The following is an 18,848-nucleotide window of genomic DNA, read 5'->3' on the forward strand; positions in this document are numbered from 1 at the left end:
CGCATGCATCTTGCGTTCAACGCAGGTTTGCACGTGTGGCGGCCAGGCCTGACAGCGTTGGCCGCCCGCACGCATCACCCGAACGTCAGCGTGCCCTTCATCATCGCCCAATGGCCGGGGAACGAGCAGAAGAACGTGTAGTCGGCGCCCTTGCTCAGTTTGCTGGTGGGAAAACTCACCGTGGTGCTGTCGCCGCCGCCAATGACCTTGGTGTGCGCAATCACGCGTGCGTCGGCCTTGGGGAGATAGCTGTCGGCGATGGTCGAACGTACGCCGGCATTGGCCACCGCCTGGAAATCGGCAGACTTGGTCAACACCCAGTTGTGCCCCATCACGGTGGCAGCCATCTTGCCGGAATGCTTGAGCGTAAGCTCCACCTGCGTGCACTCGGGCGCTAGCTTGATCGCGCTCTGGTCGAACTTCATTTGATCGTTGCCGGTGATGGTCACCGCGCACGTCCGTGCCCATGCCGTCGGCGCCATCAGCGCCAGCGCACACACAGCAATCGTGGAAAACAGCTTCAAGAGAACACTCCTGCGTTGGGAAGGTGCAGCACATCGCACGCGGCGCACCGTTGCAACAGCGACGTGGTCAGAGGTGCTGATAGTGCCAGAGTAACGCGGAGTCGCAATCAACAGGGCATCACGCGCGAGCCCACTGCATGCGCTCGCGCATCGACCAACGATGCCAGGCGCCCTGCTGATTGCAAGCAGACCTTCCGTCGCATGCGTGCTTCACGCGTAACGGAAAAACGCATCCATCGGATCTGCTGCTGCGGACGCGATGGCCGGCACCGGCAACGGGCCGCGCTTACCGGCGATCACTTGTACGAACGCCTGCTTGAAACGCGCCATCTCCGCATCGGTGCCCACAGTGATCCGCGACCAGGTTGGCCACACCGGCCAGCTGCGGCCGATGAACACGCCATGGGTGGCCATGTCGTCCTTGAAACCGGCGGCAGGCCGCTTTACATCCACCATGAAGCAGTTGCTCTCCGAGGCAGTGCATGCATAGCCCTGCCTGGCGAGAAACTCCATCACATCCGTGCGCGTCGCGGCCGTACGTGCGCGCCGTTGCGGCACCAGTGCAGGATCACGCAGGCTGGCCAGCCCGGCAGCGGCGGCGGTGACCGGCAAGCTGTTGACGCTGTAGAACTTCAGCTTGGCCAGCAGGTCCGGACGCGCGGCCGCATAGCCCAGGCGGATGCCGGCCATGCCATAGAGTTTGGAGAAGGTGCGCAACACCACCACGTCTTCGCCTGCGGCAACCATGTCGACCATGCTGCGCGTGTTTTTCGCGAAGTGGATATACGCCTCATCCACCACCAACACGCTGCCTTTGGGCTTGTGCGCCAAAGCGTAGTCCAGATCCTTGCGTGTGGTGACCGAACCGGTGGGATTGTTGGGGTTGCAGATGTAGATCACGCCCGCGTTGGCGTCCGCCGCGCACATGGCCTGTACATCGTGCGAAAAGTCCTTGCGCAGCGGCACCTTGATCAGGCGCGCGCCATTGCGGGTTGCCGCACGCCAACCGGATTCGTAGGTGGGGTCGGCCGTGACCAACGCGGCACTGGGCGAAGTGAATGCCAGCATCGTGTAGTCGAGCGGTTCGGTGGATCCGGCATACGCCATCAGGTGATCGACCGGCAGCGCGAGCTCGGCAGCCAGGGTGGTCATCAATTCCATCTGTACCTGCCGCAAATACCGCCCGCCTTGCGGGGCGATCTGCGCGATGGCCTTTACTGCGGCAGCCGACGGTCCATCCGGAAATTCATTGGAGTCGATCATCACCGGTGCCAGCGCCGTTGCCGGTGCGGGCGCGATGGCAGTGGAGCGTTCGACGGCGCTGGCCAGCAGCGGCAAGCTGCCGGCACCGGCGGCGCCGGCAAACAACGCAGACTCGCGTAGAAAAGCGCGGCGCGAAAGAGCAGTGTTCATGACAACCTCCAGCAGGATGACAACGCGGATTCAGGGACGCACGGCAACCACTTCGATCTCGACCCGATACAGCGGGTTACCCAGCGCTGCGATCTGGAATGCCGAGCGCGCCGGCAGGTTGGGTTGCTCCTTGGTGCCGAAAAACTGGCGATAGCCTTCCATGAAGCCGTTGAAATCCATCTTGCCGCCCATTGCCGGATCGCCGACCAGAAACACCTGCATCTTCACCACATCGCCCATGCCCAACCCCAACGTGGCCAGCTGCTGCTTGATCTGGTTCAACACGCTCACCGTCTGCGCCTTGGTGTCGCCATAGGCGGCCGCCGAATCCTTCGGCGCACTGGTATCGATCACCGCCGGCACCTTGCCACTGACATACACCGTGGCCTTGCCGGCCGGAATTTCCACCGCGGCAGCGATGGGAAAATCGCTGTTGGGAATCTTGTGGCGGATCACCTCGGCCGCGTGTGCGGCACCGAGACTGGAAGACCAGAGCACTGCGGCGGTGAGAACGGTCGTGATGGAACGGAGCATGGCAATTCCTTGTAGGAGAGAAGATCAGCGGCGGAGTGATCTGACATCGTCGATGGTCACGCGCTCGGCATAGTCGTTACCGAAGTGCGTGCGCACATAGCTCACCACTTCGGCCACCTGGCGGTCGTCGAGCATGTCGGCGAAACCCGGCATCCCCGCGTGGCCGTCGAGCACCATCATCGTCACGTACGGGCCGGCGGCCAGTTTCGGGTTGCCGGCAAGCGCAGGATAGTCGCCGGCACCTTGCGCGCCACGCCCGGCCGGCATATGGCAACCCTGGCAGATCGCCTGGTAAACGTCCTGGCCGGAGGCCTTGGCGAAGCCTTGCTGCGGAAACAGCTGGGTGGCATCGGAACTCTGCGCCTGCGCATCGCGCACGTTGGGCGGCACCAACAAGGCGAGAATGGCGAGCGCAACAGTGGCGCCGCACACTCTTGGCAGCAGACTCATGCGCGCCCTCCCTGGGCAATGACCTTGCGATGCAGGCGGCCAACGACATCGTGCGCCGAAAGAATGGCACCCTCCTGCCAGGCCGGAATGTACGACACGTGCTCGCCGGCCAGTGCCAGCCGTCCGTCGATCTGGCACAGCGGTTGGTAATGCTCGGCGCGCGCCTGCTCGCTCCACATGCCGAAGCAGCCATGCGTGAACGGCACGCGGTGCCAGCCGACCGCAATGCCGTTTTCGAATTCGCGCGGATACTGCGGATGCAGCTGGGTGCCGTATTCCACTGCTTTACGCACGCGCTGCTCCGGGGACATCGCGGTGAACTGGTAGGCATCCAGCCCCCACACATAGGCGCCGAGCAGCACGCCTTTGCCAGGGCTGTGGTAGTTGGTGCTGGGGTAGCTGATCAAGGTGATCGGCAGATCGGTGTAACTGATGCCGCCGTAGATCGCTTCGTCTTCTTCCCAGAAACGGCGCTTGAATTGCAGCCCCACTTTCACCGAGGCCGCATACGGCACCTTGCCGATCGCCGTGGTCATCGCATCGCTGGCGTTGACCGGTATGCGGCTGAGCACCGACAACGGAATGGTGCAGATGCACCAATCCGCAGTGGCGAGGCGTTCTTCTCCGCCACGCGCCGCATCCTGCCAGGACACGCGCACGCCGCTGCCGTCCTGGTCGATCTTGGTGACCTTGGCGTTATAGGTGATGGCATTGCCCAGTTGACGCGCGAACGCCTTGCCGATCTGGTCCATGCCTCCCACCGGCTGGAACATGGTGGTCTGCATTTCATAGTTGTTGCCGGCTGCCAGTGTGGTCCACAGGCGCGAGCGCAGCACGTCCTGCACGCTGAAAGGATCGGAGAATTCCGGCCTGCCCGACAAGCCACCGCCGGGATAGCGCGCAAACCCGCGCCGCTCGCTGCTGTCCTTGCCTTTGACATACCCGAACTTCTGGTCGAGCGCGCCCCAGGTACGCAGCGATTCCAGCAGCAGCTCCTGATCCTCGCGGCTGACGGCCGTGTCCAGGGCGCGTTGCTGCGTGCACTTGGCCAGCAACTCGGACACATGGCCCTTGTAGTCGGCGTCGATGGCACGAAAGCGCTGCGGTTTGCCGCCGAAGCCTTTCTGGCTGTGCAGCAGCGCGTTGTAATTGACCTGATTGAACGCTTCCAGCGCCACGCCGAACTGCTTGCAGTAACTCAGCACCGCCTTGTGGTGATGCGGAATGCGCCACGGCCCGGGATTGAGATACAAACCCTCGTCGAACTGGCAATGCTGCCTAGCCCCGCCCAGCTCGGCATAGCGGTCGCCGCCGCGCAGGGTCCAGTTACGCCCGCCGGGGCGTTCGTTGTATTCGAGCAGTTGCACGCGGTAACCGGCCTTGCGCAACTCGAACGCCGCGCTCATGCCGGCCAGCCCGGCACCGAGGATCAAGACCGACGCCCCCTTGGGGTCGCCATCCAGTTGCAGTGGGCCTTTGAAACTGGATTCGGCCGCCATGCCCAGGCTGCTCATCGCCTGATACATCATCGCGCCGCCGGCGGTCATACCGATGCGCGCCAGCAATTGCCGCCGCGTCATCGCTCCCGTGTGATTGCCTTGCATCAACGCACGTCCCCTGCATGTCGTGGACCAACGCACGCGACCGGCAACCCTGCCGGCCGCGGCTGCACTTCAGAATGTGTAGGCCAGGCTGGCGAACAGCTGCCGTGGTGCGATCAACTGATACGAGCCCGAGCTTTCGTTGGGAAATACCGCCCCGATCGCATCGTCCTTGTCGAACAGGTTGTAGACCGACAACTGCAGCCGGCCACCGGCAAGAAACCCGCCGTCTTCGCCCTGGTACCCGACGCTGCCGTTGACGATGAGGGTGGCATCTACCCGATCGGTATTGAGCGTATCGCCGTAGCGCTTGCCGGTGTATTTGGCATCGAGGTTGGCAAACAAATGCGTGCCTTCCCAACCGCCGTTGACGCTGAACATCACCTTCGGCGCATCCGGCACCTCGTTGCCTTTCACCTGCACCAGGTTGCCGCTGACCGGGCCGAAATAGTTGTCCTGGAACTCGGAGTTGTTCCAGGTCAGCGATGCGCCCAGCCGCCAGCCTGGCGCCGGCTTCCACATGCCGGACATTTCGGCCCCGTACGTCTGCACGTCGCCGACGTTGGCGTAGACGGTGGGCGCCACCACCAGCGGGTCCGGGTCGGTCAGCGCGATGATGCGGTTCTCGTAATCGATCCTGTAGGCGGCGATGTAGCCGCTCCACTGCGTGGATTCGGCGCGGATGCCGATATCGATATTGGTGGACTCTTCCGGTGCGATATCCGGGTTGAACGCACCGGAGGTCAGCGCCAGCCGCGGCGCCGAGCTGAAGTTTTCCGCATAGTTGGCGAACACCTGCACGCCCTCGGCAAGCTGGAAGCTGGCGCCCACCTGCGGCTGGAACCAGTCGCTGTTCTTGATGGTGACATCGCGGCGCACGCCGACATTGAAATCATCCAGATTGGCGATGCCGTTGTAGTCGCGTTTGACATCCAGCCCCTTGGCACCGAACTCCATCGTCAAGCGGTCGTCGAGCAGGCGCAGCGTGTCCTTGATGTAGAGCTGCTTCACTTCGGTGGAGAAGTGGTTGTCGTAGTAGATGACGATCGGCAGCGCGCCCTTGAGCAGCTCGCCGGTGGCCGGGTCCAGGTTGTACAGCGGGCGCACCTGATCGAAGTCGTAGTTTTCGTACCACGCGCCGACTTCGAGCTTGTTGTGCTCGGTCTCCCATGACACCGCTGTGGTGAGGCCATAGCGATCGCCCCCCATGATTTCTTCGCGCCGCGTCATCGCACCGACGTGGGTGACAGTGCCGTTGGCATCGACGATCTGCGGGTCGTTGATGGCGATGTCGGTGCGCCCCGGCGTGCCGGCGATGGCATCGTTGTACAGGCCTGTCGCCGTGCTCGGCGGAGTGCCGCCGACGCCATACCCATGCTTGTTCTCGTAATAGCCGGTAAAGGTGAAGCCGATTGCATCGTTGAACAGGAAATTGCCGTGCAGGCTGAGCAGCGAGTCGCGTCGCCCGTTCTGCCATTCGCTGTAATGCTCGGCATCCACTTCCGGGTTGCCGGTGATGCGCTCATGCAGGTCCCACGCCACCGAACCGTCGGAGTTGTACGACTGCACGTCGTAGTCCTTGCGGTTGTTGTAGATCCATCCCAGCGTCAGGCTGCCAGCGTCCCAGGCCTGGCGAATCTTGGCTTCGAAGTGATCGCTCTTCTGCGTGGCCGGCTCCATGTCCCACACCCCGCCTTGCGTGCGCGAGGCGGACAGATACGCGCTGGGGCCGCCTTTCCACCAGTCCGGCGTATCCAGGCGCACGAAGCTGCGCACCAGATCGTCCGAACCAATCGTCTGGGTGAGATTGCCGCTCCAGCTGTCGCCGCCCTTTGGTGGCAGGCTGGTGTAGCGGATCGCACCGCCCAGTGCATGGTAGGAAGGCTGGGTGACATCGCCCGAACCGGCGGACACCGTCACATCGAGCAGGTTTTCGCTGGAGACGTAGCGCGTAATCGGCCCGCCTTCGCGGGTGTCGAAGGTTTCGATCGGAATGCCGTCCAAGGTCACGCCGATCTGGTTGGCGGAAAACCCGCGGATGGTCATCGAATCACCGAATTCATACAGCCCGAACGGGTCGGTGGTCTGCACGTTCACGCCGGGCAGGCTGGCCAACAGCTGCTGCGGCGCCACCCCTGGCACCTGCGCCTGGATCTCGTCCGCCGAGATGGACGCGGTGGTGCGCGTGGAGCCGGTGCCCACCACGCTGACCGCATCCAGCGTGCGTGCGTCTTGCGCCAGCGCAGGCAAGCTCTGCGCGCCGGCCAGCAGCAAGGTCATTGATGCCAGCGCGCGGCGCGGGCGGGTAGTGGCGAGGATGTCGGCGACCGAGGCCGCCAATCGATCGGTGTTCGAGCACTTTGGCATGCAATCAACCCCTGGAGACGTGTGGCGTGCTGAGTGACCGGGCGCTCCCCCGAGACCGGCTGATACCGCGGATGCGGCGTGCAGTGACCATAACCAGCGCGATTGCTGCCTGACCTGGGTGCGGCGGGTGGGCTCGGCGCAGGCGGGTAGGTCGCTACCGAATTCAAAACTCTGAATAGGTAGCGCAGCCACCTACCTGCGCGAATGCCCTGCATTGCAGCTCTTGCGCGCTTGCCATGCCGCGCCGAATCGACAACGCTGCGCAGCCGCCGTACGAGCACGCATATGTCGCCCGCACCACCATCGCTGCTGTTGCTGGATTTCGACGGCGTGCTCGCGCACTACGCGCGGCCACGGCGCCTGGCCGCGCTTGCCGCAGCGGCGCAGTGCTCACCGCAGCGCGTGCAGGAGGTGTTGTTCGTGCAGGGTCTGGAGCGCGCCTACGATGCGGGTGCGATCGACACGCAGGCGTATCTGGCGCAGTTGAGCGAAGGGCTGGGGCAGCCGATCGATCGCGCAACCTGGATCGGTGCGCGCGTGGCGGCCTGCCGCGCCGACCCGTCGGTGGTGACACAGGTGCTGGCGGTGTCGACGACCACGGCGGTGGCGGTGCTCACCAATAATGGCCCGTTGATGGCAGAAGCGATCGAGCGGATCGTGCCGTCGCTATTTCCGTTGTTGCGGGGCCGCGTGCTGTGCAGCGGTGCACTGGGCGGCCGCAAACCGGATGTGCCGGTCTATCAGCGCGCGCTTGCGCAACTTGAGCAACGCGCCGAACGCACGTTGTTTGTCGACGACCTGTTCGTCAACGTGCGTGGCGCACGCGCGGCCGGCCTGCACGCCGACACCGTGCGCGATGCGCGTGCACTGCGGCGAGTGCTGAAGCGATACGGACTTGCATGAAACCAAGCCCCTCTCCCGTCGGGAGAGGGGTTGGGGGTGAGGGTACGGCGGAAGACAGCCATCCCCTCCGGGCAATAAAAAGACCGGGCACTGCGTCAGCGCGCTACATGCCACACACCACGCATCTCCAATGCCCTTCCAGCCGACATGGTGCCGGCCAGAGGGCGCGCAAGCACCGCCCGACATCACGCCTGGGCGACATACTCGGCAATGGCCAGACGCAAGCGCGCCAGGCCATCGGCCAGTTCGGCATCGGTGAGATTGAGTGCCGGCACGAAGCGCAATACATCTGGGCCGGCCTGCAGCAGCAGCAAGCCATGCGTGGCCGCCAGGTCGAGGATCGCCCCGGCCTGCCCCGCGTGCGCAGGAGCCAGTACCGCGCCCAGCATCAGGCCACGCCCACGAATCTGCGCAAACAGGCCAAAGTCGGCATTGAGCGCTTCCAGCCCGGCGCGCAATGCCGCAGATTGCCGCACCACGTTATCGGCAATCTGCGGCGAGGCCAGCTTGCGCAGCGCCACGCGCGCCACTGCCGCGGCCAGCGGGTTGCCGCCGAAGGTGGTGCCGTGCGCGCCGAACTGCATGGTTTCGGCGACCTTGGGCCCGGCCAGCATCGCGCCGATCGGGAAACCGCCACCCAAGGCCTTGGCCAGGGTCACGATGTCCGGCGTCACCTGCTCCTGCCAATGCGCAAACAGCGTGCCGGTGCGGCCCATGCCGCATTGAATTTCGTCCAGCACCAGCAGCGCATCATGCTGGTCGCACAGCGCGCGCACGCGGCTCAGAAAGCCCGGCGCGGCCGGCATCACGCCGCCCTCGCCCTGGATCGGCTCGACCATCACCGCCGCCACATCGCCGCCGGCCATCGCCGCTTCCAGCGCCGCGACATCGTTAAAATCCACATAGCGAAATCCACCCGGCAGCGGCTCGTAGCCTTCCTGGTACTTGGGCTGCGCAGTGGCGGTGACCGATGCCAGCGTACGGCCATGAAAACTGCCGCGGAAGGTGACGATGACACGCTTGTCGGCCGGACGGCCCTGGTTGCTGGCCCACTTGCGCACCAGCTTGATCGCCGCCTCGTTGGCCTCGGTGCCGGAATTGCACAGGAACACCTTGTGCGCGAAACGCGAGGCGCTCACCAGTTCTTCGGCCAGTTTCAGCGGCGGCGCGCTGAAAAACACGTTACTGGTGTGCCACAGCTTGCCGGCCTGCTCGGTGAGCGCAGCCACCAGATCAGGGTCGTTATGGCCGAGCCCGCTCACCGCGATGCCCGACGACAGATCCAGATACTCGCGGCCCGCATCGTCCCACACGCGACTGCCCTGGCCGCGCTCCAGCACCACCTGGCGCGGGCGATACACCGGCAGGTAGTAGTGCGCGAGGGACAGGGGCGAATCGGCAGCGGTGCTCATGAGGATGGGTCGCAGAAGCGGAGGGAGAAGCGGCATTCTCGCGCATTCGCCGGCCTGCGGCACAATGCGCGCATGCGCCCCTTCTCCGATCCGCAACTCACTGCCGCCACCGACGATGGCTGGCGCCGGCAGTGGTTCGACATCATCTACCGCCACGACACCCGCCCCTCGCGCAATTTCGACCTGATGCTGGTGGTCGCGATCCTGGCGAGCGTGGTGGTGATCATGATCGACAGCGTGCCGCGCATCCATTCGCATGCCGCGGACTGGCTGGTGCCGCTGGAATGGGCGTTCACGGTGATCTTCACCATCGAATACGCGCTGCGCCTGGCCGTGGTGCGGCGACCGCTGCATTACGCGCTCAGCGTGTGGGGCGTGATCGACCTGCTGTCGATCCTGCCCAGTTATCTCTCGTTCTTCGTGCCCGGCGCACAGACGCTGTTGGTGGTGCGCGTGCTGCGCATCCTGCGGCTGTTCCGCATTCTCAAGCTCACCCGCTACATCGAAGAAAGCGGACAGTTGCTGGATGCGCTGTGGCGTAGCCGTCGCAAGGTGTTGGTGTTCCTGTTCACCGTGCTCACCATCACCGTGATCGCCGGCGCCACGATGTACATCATCGAAGGCCCGCAGCACGGCTTTACCAGCATCCCCACCAGCATGTACTGGGCCATCGTCACCATGGCCACGGTGGGCTTCGGCGATCTGGTGCCGCAGACCACGCTGGGTCGCTTCGTCACCTCGGCCCTGATCCTGATCGGCTACAGCATCATCGCAGTGCCCACCGGCATCTACACTGCCGAACTGGCCAGCTCATTGCGCGACGGTGGCCACACCGGCAAACGCGATGCGCGCAACTGCGCCCGCTGCGGGCTGGAAGGCCACGCGGCCGACGCACGTTATTGCCGGCAATGCGCCGAGCCACTGCCGGAGCTGGGCAACGGCTGAGGCGCTGGAGCAGCCAACGCCACGGCGCCGCCGTCAGGCGGACGCGGCCGTTGCTCGGCAGTGCGTGTGCCACGCGTACACGGCGGTTGCGCCGTGCCGTCCACGCTCACGACAAGTGCGTACCCTGTGGTTAGCCGCTCTCAGTCCAGAAACAGATCTGGCAACAGCGCGCGCGATGGATCCATTGCATAGCCGCTCAAGTCGGTGATGCCAGCCTGGGCGAGCACCTCGTCATCGATCAGGAACCGGCCGTAAAACCCGGCTGCGGCGCGCGTCAGCACCGCATGCGCGGCGTCGGCCATGATCTCCGGCCGACGGCAGGCCGCCGCGTCCACGCCGGCAAGCATGTTGATGGCATCAGTGGCGATCACGGTACGCGGCCACAACGCATTGATCGCCACGCCTTGCGGGCCGAATTCCGCGGCCAGCCCCAGGGTGACCAGACTCATGCCCATCTTGGCCAGCGTGTAGCCGGTGTGCGCCCCCCACCACGCCGGGTTCAACGACGGCGGCGGGGCCAAGGTGAGGATGTGCGGATTGGCCGCCTGCAGCAGATGCGGCAGGCACGCCTGCGCGCACAGGAAACTGCCGCGCGCGTTGACCTGCTGCATCAGATCGAAGCGCTTCATCGGCGTGTCCAACGTACCGCGCAACCAGATCGCACTGGCGTTGTTGACCAGGATGTCGATCCCGCCGAACGCATCGACCGTTGCCGCCACTGCCGCACGCACCTGATCTTCGTCGCGGATGTCGCACTTGAGCGCCAGTGCCTGCCCACCGGCCGCCGTCACCGCCGTGGCCGCGCTATGGATGGTGCCAGGCAATTTGGGATTGGCCACCGCCGACTTGGCCGCAATCGCCACATTCGCCCCATCGCGCGCCGCCCGCAACGCAATCGCCAAGCCAATCCCGCGCGAGGCACCGGTGATGAACAGGGTTTTGCCCGATAACGTCATGGGATTAGAGAGTCGGGATTGGAGATTCGTAAGAGCTTATTCCTTCATTGCTACCACCAACCACACACCGCTCAAGCAATACGCTCTTGCGAATCCCCAATCCCGAACAACCAATCCCCGCCGCTCAGGGCTTGGGCCCCTGCCCTTCGTTGTCTTCCCAGTGCAGCACGCGGCGGGTCACGAAGCGGTAGACCGGTTTGCCGGTGGCAAACCACAGCTCGCGAACCCAGGAGGTGCGCTTGAGCACGCGGCGTTCCACCGGGGTCAGTGCGGCCGGGCAGTACATGCGCTTGTGTTTAAGCAGGTGGCGCAGATCCTCGCGGGCAAGCAGACGCATCCAGCGCGCGCGCGGGTTGCCGCGCACCGCCAGCTGGAAGTCGATCACCGCCGGGCTGCCGTCCTCCTGCACCAGCCAGTTGGCTTCCTTGGCCAGATCGTTGTGGGCCACGCCGCGGCGATGCAGCTGTTGCAACAGCCGGCGCGCGCTGCGGAAGTAGGCCAGATCGCCGCGCGGCGGTCGCTGGTACATCGCAGCGCCGTCCAGATAGCTGCGGTCCAGGTGCCGCCCGTCCCAATGCAGCAGCCGCGGTGTGCGCGGCACGCCATCCAGCTGGCGCAAGGCCAGCGCTTCGCGGCGTGCCAGCCACCAGGCCACGCCGCGCAACAGCCACGGCGCCACGCTCAGGTCGCGACGCACGAACATGCGTTGGCCATCGCGGATCAGCAGAATGCGTCCGAACGTATCGGACTTCAGCGGCAGATTGGCTGCAGGGTCGTGAGTCATCCCCCATTGTAGGCGGCAGGTCTGTCTCGCTGCCCACCTTTGCGGCGCGCGCGCGTGCGGCAGCTGCATGGCCGCAACCTCAGGTGAAGCCGATCCCCCGATGTGAGGACGATGCAGGTCAGGCGCCGCCGCGCCCACCTATAATTCAGGTATGAACTCATGGATCGACGCCACGCTGGAGTGGATCGGACACCACCCCACCTTGGCTGGCGTGGTGATCTTTGGCATCGCATTTTGTGATGCGGTGATCGTGCTGGGCGCCATCGTGCCTGCGTTGCCGTTGCTGTTCGCCATTGGCGTGCTCATCGGGCTCGGGCAGATCAACGGCCCCTATGCGGTGGTGTGCGCCACCCTGGGCGCCTTCGTTGGCGATGCGCTGAGCTTCTGGGTCGGCCATCGCTGGGGCCATCAGCTGCACACCTACTGGCCATTCCGGCGTTACCCGCAACTGCTGGAACGCGGCGAGCTGCTGTTCCGCCGCAATGCCTTCAAAAGCATCCTGATTGCGCGCTACGTGGGGGCAGTGCGCCCGTTCGTGCCGGCGATTGCCGGCATGTCGCGCATGCCCTTCAAACGGTATCTGGTCGCCAGCGGCCTGGCCTGCGTGTCGTGGGCGTTGTTATTCCTGGTGCCCGGCTGGGTGCTGGGCACGGCCTACGACGCAGTGGCCGCAGTGGCCGGGCGCCTATTTGTGGTGGTTGCCTTGCTGGCGGCCGTGATCGGGCTTGCCTGGGCGGTGGTGCTGTATTCGTATCGCTGGTCGGCCGGTCACCTGGATGCCTTGCTGGCGCGCCTGCTGGAGTGGTCGCACCGGCATCCGGTCCTGGGGAATTGGTCGGTCGGCGTCTTCGACCCACGCCGTCGCGAATCGGTGCCGCTGGCCATGATGGCCTTGATGCTCTTGCTGCTCGGCTGGGGCTGGTTTGTGCTGCTGATGGTGGTGCTGGCGCATGGCGAGCCGCTGCGCGTGGACCTGGCCGTGCACGACCTGATGCTGGCGCTGCGTAACCCGTTGGCCGACTACCCGATGGTGGCGCTGGCCTCGTTGGGCGACTGGCAGGTGCTGTTGCCGGCCATTGCCGCCGCGATGGGCTATCTGGCCTGGCGCCGTCGCTGGATGGCCGTGGCCCATTGGGTCATCGCGCTGGCGTTCGGCCTGGCGCTCACGCAGCTGCTTGGCGCCACCGTGCAGGTGGTGCGCCCGCCTGCGGCCAGCAGCGGTTTCGGCTTTCCGTCGGTTGCGGTCACCATGGCCACGATCGCCTTCGGCTTTTTCGCGCTGTTGATCGCGCGCGAGTTGCCTGGCCGCCGCCGCGTGTGGCCGTATCTGGTCAGCGGCGCCATCGTCTCGCTGATCGGTTTTGCGCGTTTGTACCTCGGTGCGCACTGGCTCAGCGACGTCGTCGGCGGCATGTTGTTCGGCATCTTCTGGCTGCTGGTGCTGGGCATTGCCTACCGTCGCCGTGCCACGCGCGCGTTCTGGGTCAAGCCGGTGTCGTGGATCTTCTACGGGGTGTTCGTAAGCTGCGCAATTTATTTTGCGCCGCGCAACCTCGACCTCAAGCTGGCCAAGTTCGAACCGCCGCCGCCGGCAGTGATGGAGTTACCCGCAAACGCGTGGTGGGAAGACCAATGGCGCCTGCTGCCGGCACGCCGCAACGAATTCGACGACGATCAGCGTTGGCCGCTGGACGTCCAGTTGGCCGGCCCGCTCGCCCCGTTGCAGCGCCAGCTTCAGGCGCGCGGCTGGCGGGTCCAGCCGCAGGCGGGCTGGGAACAGGCGCTGCACCTGCTCGACGTCAGCGGCCGCCCGGACGAAGTGCCGATTCTGCCGGCCACGCTGGATACCCAGGTCGAGGCCCTGTTGATGGTGCGCCACGCCGCGCCCGGCCACGTGCATGTGCTGCGTCTGTGGCCGGCGGCAGCGCGCCTGCAGCCGGATGCACAACCGCTGTGGGTGGGCAGCACCCAGACCTTGCGCTACAGCCGCCATTTCAGCCTGATCGGGCTGTGGTACCCGCTGCGCGGCGTCGATCCTGCACTGAGCGCGTTGCGCGAGGCACTCGGCCCGCTGCCCCATCGCATGGAACAGCGTCGTCGCTCGCAGGTGCCGGTGATCCTGATCGACAGCACCTCGGGCAGTGCAGTGCGTGGTGAGGACAACGACAACGACAACGCTGTATCGCAGACGGGATCCACTGCGTCCGGTGCTGCTGCATCGGGTTCGTCACATCGGCGGCGCTGATCGATCTGGCAGCAATAGCAAGCCGATATTGATCGCACGGTTCTGTAGATAGGAGCTGCCAGCAATGAACGCCGTATCGGTGGCGGTCGTGTGTTGGCGTTGTCTGGATGCAGCTGAAATTTTAGGACGAAAGCCTCGTGCGTCGAGTGCGCGGTGCCCTCACCGCTCGCGGGACACGCCGTAAACCCGTCCCTGGGGGCTCGATGGCGGCATCCATGCCGCCAACGGTCCCGCAATCGGTAAGGACACCGCACCAGACAGTGGGTCGGCAGTTTTATAAAAGCGGCTCGTGGTGCGAAGGCGGTGTGCGGCTTCGCGCTTGGGCGTTGCCAACTCCCAGCGCTTATTTACATAGCCATCGAACATTGCCTGTCGCCTGCACCGACACACCGACCCTCTCGACTGGTCCTTGCCCGCTCACCGTCGAGAGACCCTTTGCGGCGTGGATGCCGCCACGGAGCTTACATGGAAGTACTTGCAGCGTGTCCCGCGATGGTGGGCGGGCAAGGGCCCTGCGGCAAAGCCGCGGATCATCGGCTCCGCAACTGTCAGCGCCGTTCAATCGCCTTTCAAAGCGATTGGGGCACTGGGAATCAGCGCCGTTCGGATATGCAAAAACCGCGTTGAATCAGCGCACGATGCCTCACCACAACACGCCATCCACTGGCTGCATCGGCTCCGGCGCTTGCTCACCAATTGCCTGAAGCGCATCGATCTCCACCGTGCGGCACATGGTATCCAGCGGCAGGTCGTGGATGGTGTTGGCGAACGGGTCGACCAGTTCATCGCCGATCTTCAGCACCGCCAGAAACATCAGGCCGGCCACTGTCGATCCCACCGGCGTGGCGTACTGCAGCGTTTCCACCAAGCCGATTGGCAGCAGCACGCAGAACAGCCGCGTAAACAGGTTCGGATAGAAGCGATATTGATACGGCAGCGGCGTATTTTTCAGGCGCTCCATGCCGCCTTGCGCGTTGGCGATGTCCACCAGAATGCGTTCGACGCTGGCCTGCTGGATGCTGTCGATCCAGCCCTCACGACGCGCCTGCTCGACGCTGCGCGCGGTGGTATCGAGCAACCCGTTTGCCACGTTGGTGCGCACCACCACCGCCGCCGCTTCGTCGGCGTCCACATGCGGGGACAATGCCATCGCCACCGGCAACCGGCGCAGTTGGCAGCGCAGCGCGTTGACGTAGGCAATCTGGCGCAGCGCAATGGTGCGCCCAAGATCGCCGGCTTCCGGTGCGGACAGGATACTGACGCTCAAGCGCACCAGATTACGCGAGGCATTGATCATCTGGCCCCACAGCACCCGCCCCTCCCACCAGCGTTGATAGGTGGAATTGGCGCGAAAGCCCAGGAACAACGCCAGCGCAGAACCAAAGATGGTCAGCGGCAACGCCGGCGCACGGAACGGCAGCACGTAGTAAATGATGGTGATCAACACATCCCATACGAACAATACCGCCAGGGTCCGCCAGACCTGGCTGATCACATCTGCCACACGCGGCTTTACATCGACAATCAAAGGCACACTCCATCAAAAGAAACGAGTGACGCCATTGCGCGCATCCAGTGCATGGATGCGGTCGGTAGCGCACTCAAGCGTGCGCAGTGTGCCGTTGCCACGGTGCAAGCACGGTGATGGGGCGGATCGAAACCATTGCCCCACGCGACCGGCGTGATGGAAGGCGTCGCGAGCGGCCATCCGTTGGGTGTGCACGGCGTGCGGGAACACAGTGCACACGTGGCGCATGAAAGTTCGGAGCGCAGCCCGTACCCATGTGGCGGGCGCAGCCGTGTTAGCAGCCGCTCTTAAGGCATCCAGGCCAGCAATTGATCCAGCCGCCGATGCGGATCGTCCTGCTGCAACAGCGAGAGCCGCTGCTGCTCGGTCAATGGCAGCAGCTCGGCCAACCGCCAACCAACCCAGGCGGCCTGATCCATCAACCCCGGTCCCACCGATGCAAATTCGCCCCCCACCTGCTCCAGCATGCGCTCCAGCACCGTGGACAACAGGCCGTGCTCGGGGCGCAATTCGTCGTCCGGATCCGGTTCGCGCCAGGCGACATCTCCCACCACCAGACCGTTATCGCGAATGCGCGAGCGCTGTACGTGGAAACGCCGCGTGCCACGCAAGCGCAGCACCAGCACGCCGTCGGCGCCCACATCGAAATCCTCGATGCGTCCTTCGGTACCGAACGCGGCCGGCGTAGCCGGCACGCCGACTTCGTTGCCTTCCAGGATCAGGCACACGCCGAAGCTGGTGCCGTTACGGCCGCATTCGCGTACCAGATCCAGATAGCGGCGTTCAAACACGCGCAAGCCCATCGCCGCGCCAGGCAACAGCACGCTGTGCAAGGGGAACAGCGGCAACGCGCTGGTGTCTGCAGTGGCGGGGATCGGCACCATCAGGACAACTGCGCCAGGAAACGACGCGGCGCACCGTCGAAGCCACCGTTGGACATGAACACCACATGGTCTCCGGGCCGGGCAATGTCGCCCAGCGCGCGCAGCAAGGCATCCACGTCCTGCACCACGCGTGCCTCGCCGCGCACCTGCGCAATGATCGGTGCCGCGTCCCAGGCCAGTTCCGGCCGATGCAAAAACACCACTGCATCGGCATCGTGCAACGACGGCGCCAGCGCCTGGGCATGCGCGCCCAGCCGCATCGAATTGCTGCGCGGCTCCATTGCCACCACAACACGCGCCGCACCGACCTTCGCACGCAGACCCTGCAACGTCGTCGCGATGGCGGTGGGATGGTGCGCAAAGTCGTCGTACACGGTGATCGCGCGCGCGCTACCGATGACTTCCAGCCGCCGCTTGACGCTCTGGAACTGTGCCAATGCCGGCATCACCGTCGCCGGATCCACGCCTACCGCCTGTACTGCTGCCAGCGCCGCCAACCCGTTCAGGACGTTATGCCGCCCAACCAGGGGCCACTGCACCTGGCCAATTTCCACGCCACGGTGCAGCACCGTAAACGCGCTGCCATCGGCCGCGATCAACCGCGCGCTCCAGTCCAGCGACGCATCGAACCCGAATCGCTCCACCGGCGTCCAGCATCCCATCGCCAGCACCTCGGCCAGGTGCGCGTCTTCGCCGTTGACGATCAGGCGACCGCGCGCGGGCACCGTGCGCACCAGGTGGTGGAACTGGCGCTGGATGGCCGCCACGTCCGGGAAGATGTCGGCGTGGTCGTATTCCAGGTTATTGAGGATCGCCACCAACGGCCGGTAGTGCACGAACTTGCTGCGCTTGTCGAAAAACGCGGTGTCGTATTCATCGGCTTCCACCACGAATTCGCGCCCCTGGCCCAGTCGTGCCGACACGCCGAAATCTTCGGCCACACCACCGATCAGAAACCCGGGCGCCCGCCCGGCCGCCTCCAGCAGGTAGCTCAGGATGGTGGTGGTGGTGGTCTTGCCGTGGGTGCCGGCCACGGCCAGCGTGTCGCGGCCGGGCAATACGTGCTCGGCCAGCCATTGCGCGCCGGAGGTATACCGGCGGCCGGCATCCAGCACCGCCTCCACCGCCGGATTGCCGCGCGAAAGCGCATTACCGACAACCACGTCGGTCGCATCCGGCGAAATATTGGACGGCGCATAGCCCTGCGCCAACGCAATGCCCAGCGTTTCCAGCTGTGTGGACATCGGCGGATAAATGGCCTGGTCGCTGCCTTCCACCTGCCAGCCCAGCTCACGCGCCAGGGCGGCCACACCGCCCATGAAAGTTCCGGCGATGCCGAGAATGTGGAGTTTGCTCATGCCGCCCATTGTCGCCGATCGCCGCAGTTGCCGGACATTCCATTCCAACGCAGGCCCAAGTGTCGGGGATTTCCTACCGTACTGTCGGGAATTTCCCGATGTGCGAACCCGGTCACATCCCTCACTATGCTGAACGCCAGTCGCAGCATCCCTTTGGTCCTACTCCCCAAGAGGCCAAATCCCCAGGGAGCTCATGCTGTTGGGGCTCTGAGCAAGCCTACTACTGGCGTTATTCTGCCCCGGGCGTCTTGTACGTCCGGGGTTTTTCTTTTGGCACCACTGCCCGGGCGATCACGGCGAGAACACGGCGCGACCAGACGCCGCGCCTGCGGCCGGGCCTTGCGCCCGGCCCATTGCCGACTCAGCGGCCGAGCGCCTTGCTGATGCGTTCCAGCACTTCGTCCAGCGAACCCACGCCGTCCACGCGCGCCAACTTGCCGCGCTGCTCGTAGAAGCCGATGACCGGTGCGGTGGAATCGGTATAGACCTGCAGCCGCTTGCGCACCGATTCGGGGTTGTCGTCTTCGCGGCCTTCGGCCTTGGCACGACCGGCGATGCGCTCGACCAGCAATTCGCTGGCCACATCCAGCTGCACCACGGCATCCAGCGGCTGGCCGATCTTGCCGAGCAGCTCGTCCAGCGCATTGGCCTGGGCCACGTTGCGCGGGTAGCCGTCCAGGATGAAACCCTTGGTCACATCGGCCTGGCCGAGGCGCGCCTCCAGCATGCCGAGCAGGATGTCGTCGGACACCAGGTCCCCGCGTGCCATCACTTCCTTGGCCTTCAACCCCAGCGGCGAGCCAGCGGCCACTTCGGCGCGCAACAGGTCGCCGGTGGAAATGTGCGGAATATCAAACGTGTCTTTGAGACGTGTCGCCTGGGTGCCCTTGCCCGAACCGGGCGGTCCCAATAGAACCAATCGCATCAGTGGACTCCACTTTCGA

Annotated in this window: 16 protein-coding genes; 3 read left to right on the forward strand and 13 right to left on the reverse strand. The window is 64.9% G+C overall.

Annotated features, from left to right (window positions below):
• Positions 1 to 74 precede the first annotated feature (74 nt).
• The 6 genes from azu to ACDH77_RS16110 form a co-directional block, all read right to left on the reverse strand.
• Entirely contained in the window at positions 75 to 524 is a 450-nt protein-coding gene (azu, locus tag ACDH77_RS16085) for an azurin (RefSeq protein WP_005911961.1), read from the reverse strand.
• A 210-nt stretch (positions 525 to 734) separates the two neighbouring features.
• Entirely contained in the window at positions 735 to 1,937 is a 1,203-nt protein-coding gene (locus ACDH77_RS16090) for a pyridoxal phosphate-dependent aminotransferase (RefSeq protein WP_372353548.1), read from the reverse strand.
• Between the two features lie 30 nt (positions 1,938 to 1,967).
• Positions 1,968 to 2,471: a RidA family protein gene (locus tag ACDH77_RS16095; protein ID WP_031424214.1), complete on the reverse strand. Its 504-nt coding sequence runs from the start codon at positions 2,469 to 2,471 to the stop codon at positions 1,968 to 1,970.
• A gap of 24 nt (positions 2,472 to 2,495) precedes the next feature.
• Positions 2,496 to 2,921, reverse strand: a complete 426-nt coding sequence (locus tag ACDH77_RS16100; RefSeq protein ID WP_031424216.1) for a cytochrome c — start codon at positions 2,919 to 2,921, stop codon at positions 2,496 to 2,498.
• Positions 2,918 to 4,525: a flavin monoamine oxidase family protein gene (locus tag ACDH77_RS16105; RefSeq protein WP_057681647.1), complete on the reverse strand. Its 1,608-nt coding sequence runs from the start codon at positions 4,523 to 4,525 to the stop codon at positions 2,918 to 2,920. The genes ACDH77_RS16100 and ACDH77_RS16105 overlap by 4 nt, the downstream gene beginning before the upstream one ends.
• Positions 4,526 to 4,594: 69 nt before the next feature.
• A complete protein-coding gene (locus tag ACDH77_RS16110) occupies positions 4,595 to 6,889 on the reverse strand; it encodes a TonB-dependent receptor (RefSeq protein ID WP_122272374.1) in 2,295 nt (764 codons plus the stop codon).
• Positions 6,890 to 7,174: 285 nt separating this feature from the next.
• Between ACDH77_RS16110 and ACDH77_RS16115 the strand changes: the two genes are divergently transcribed.
• A complete protein-coding gene (locus ACDH77_RS16115) occupies positions 7,175 to 7,792 on the forward strand; it encodes an HAD-IA family hydrolase (RefSeq protein ID WP_218496919.1) in 618 nt (205 codons plus the stop codon).
• A gap of 185 nt (positions 7,793 to 7,977) precedes the next feature.
• On the opposite strand, the gene ACDH77_RS16120 is transcribed toward ACDH77_RS16115, so the two are convergent.
• Positions 7,978 to 9,204: an acetylornithine transaminase gene (locus tag ACDH77_RS16120; protein WP_136733895.1), complete on the reverse strand. Its 1,227-nt coding sequence runs from the start codon at positions 9,202 to 9,204 to the stop codon at positions 7,978 to 7,980.
• Between the two features lie 72 nt (positions 9,205 to 9,276).
• On the opposite strand from ACDH77_RS16120, the gene ACDH77_RS16125 reads away from it, so the two are divergent.
• A complete protein-coding gene (locus ACDH77_RS16125) occupies positions 9,277 to 10,149 on the forward strand; it encodes an ion transporter (protein WP_029820205.1) in 873 nt (290 codons plus the stop codon).
• A 140-nt stretch (positions 10,150 to 10,289) separates the two neighbouring features.
• Here ACDH77_RS16125 and ACDH77_RS16130 read toward each other — a convergent pair whose 3' ends face one another.
• Complete coding sequence (locus tag ACDH77_RS16130) at positions 10,290 to 11,105, reverse strand: SDR family oxidoreductase (protein ID WP_011348489.1); 816 nt, start codon at positions 11,103 to 11,105, stop codon at positions 10,290 to 10,292.
• A 124-nt stretch (positions 11,106 to 11,229) separates the two neighbouring features.
• Entirely contained in the window at positions 11,230 to 11,889 is a 660-nt protein-coding gene (locus ACDH77_RS16135) for a serine/threonine-protein kinase (protein ID WP_008577881.1), read from the reverse strand.
• A gap of 151 nt (positions 11,890 to 12,040) precedes the next feature.
• Between ACDH77_RS16135 and ACDH77_RS16140 the strand changes: the two genes are divergently transcribed.
• Positions 12,041 to 14,134 carry a bifunctional DedA family/phosphatase PAP2 family protein gene (locus tag ACDH77_RS16140; protein ID WP_127166003.1) on the forward strand — a complete coding sequence of 698 codons (2,094 nt, stop codon included), beginning with the start codon at positions 12,041 to 12,043 and terminating at the stop codon, positions 14,132 to 14,134.
• 643 nt (positions 14,135 to 14,777) lie between these two features.
• On the opposite strand, the gene ACDH77_RS16145 is transcribed toward ACDH77_RS16140, so the two are convergent.
• The 4 genes from ACDH77_RS16145 to ACDH77_RS16160 form a co-directional block, all read right to left on the reverse strand.
• Entirely contained in the window at positions 14,778 to 15,662 is an 885-nt protein-coding gene (locus tag ACDH77_RS16145; RefSeq protein ID WP_008577877.1) for a bestrophin family protein, read from the reverse strand.
• Positions 15,663 to 15,949: 287 nt separating this feature from the next.
• Positions 15,950 to 16,546, reverse strand: a complete 597-nt coding sequence (locus ACDH77_RS16150) for an LON peptidase substrate-binding domain-containing protein (protein WP_029820210.1) — start codon at positions 16,544 to 16,546, stop codon at positions 15,950 to 15,952.
• Positions 16,546 to 17,913 (reverse strand): UDP-N-acetylmuramate:L-alanyl-gamma-D-glutamyl-meso-diaminopimelate ligase, encoded by a 1,368-nt coding sequence (gene mpl / locus ACDH77_RS16155; RefSeq protein WP_372353549.1) that lies wholly within the window; start codon positions 17,911 to 17,913, stop codon positions 16,546 to 16,548. The genes ACDH77_RS16150 and mpl overlap by 1 nt, the downstream gene beginning before the upstream one ends.
• Positions 17,914 to 18,265: 352 nt before the next feature.
• Positions 18,266 to 18,829, reverse strand: coding sequence for an adenylate kinase (locus ACDH77_RS16160; RefSeq protein ID WP_008573731.1), 564 nt, complete (start codon positions 18,827 to 18,829; stop codon positions 18,266 to 18,268).
• Positions 18,830 to 18,848: the final 19 nt, after the last annotated feature.

It is taken from the genome of Xanthomonas axonopodis pv. maculifoliigardeniae (assembly GCF_041519315.1).
Lineage (GTDB): Bacteria > Pseudomonadota > Gammaproteobacteria > Xanthomonadales > Xanthomonadaceae > Xanthomonas > Xanthomonas euvesicatoria.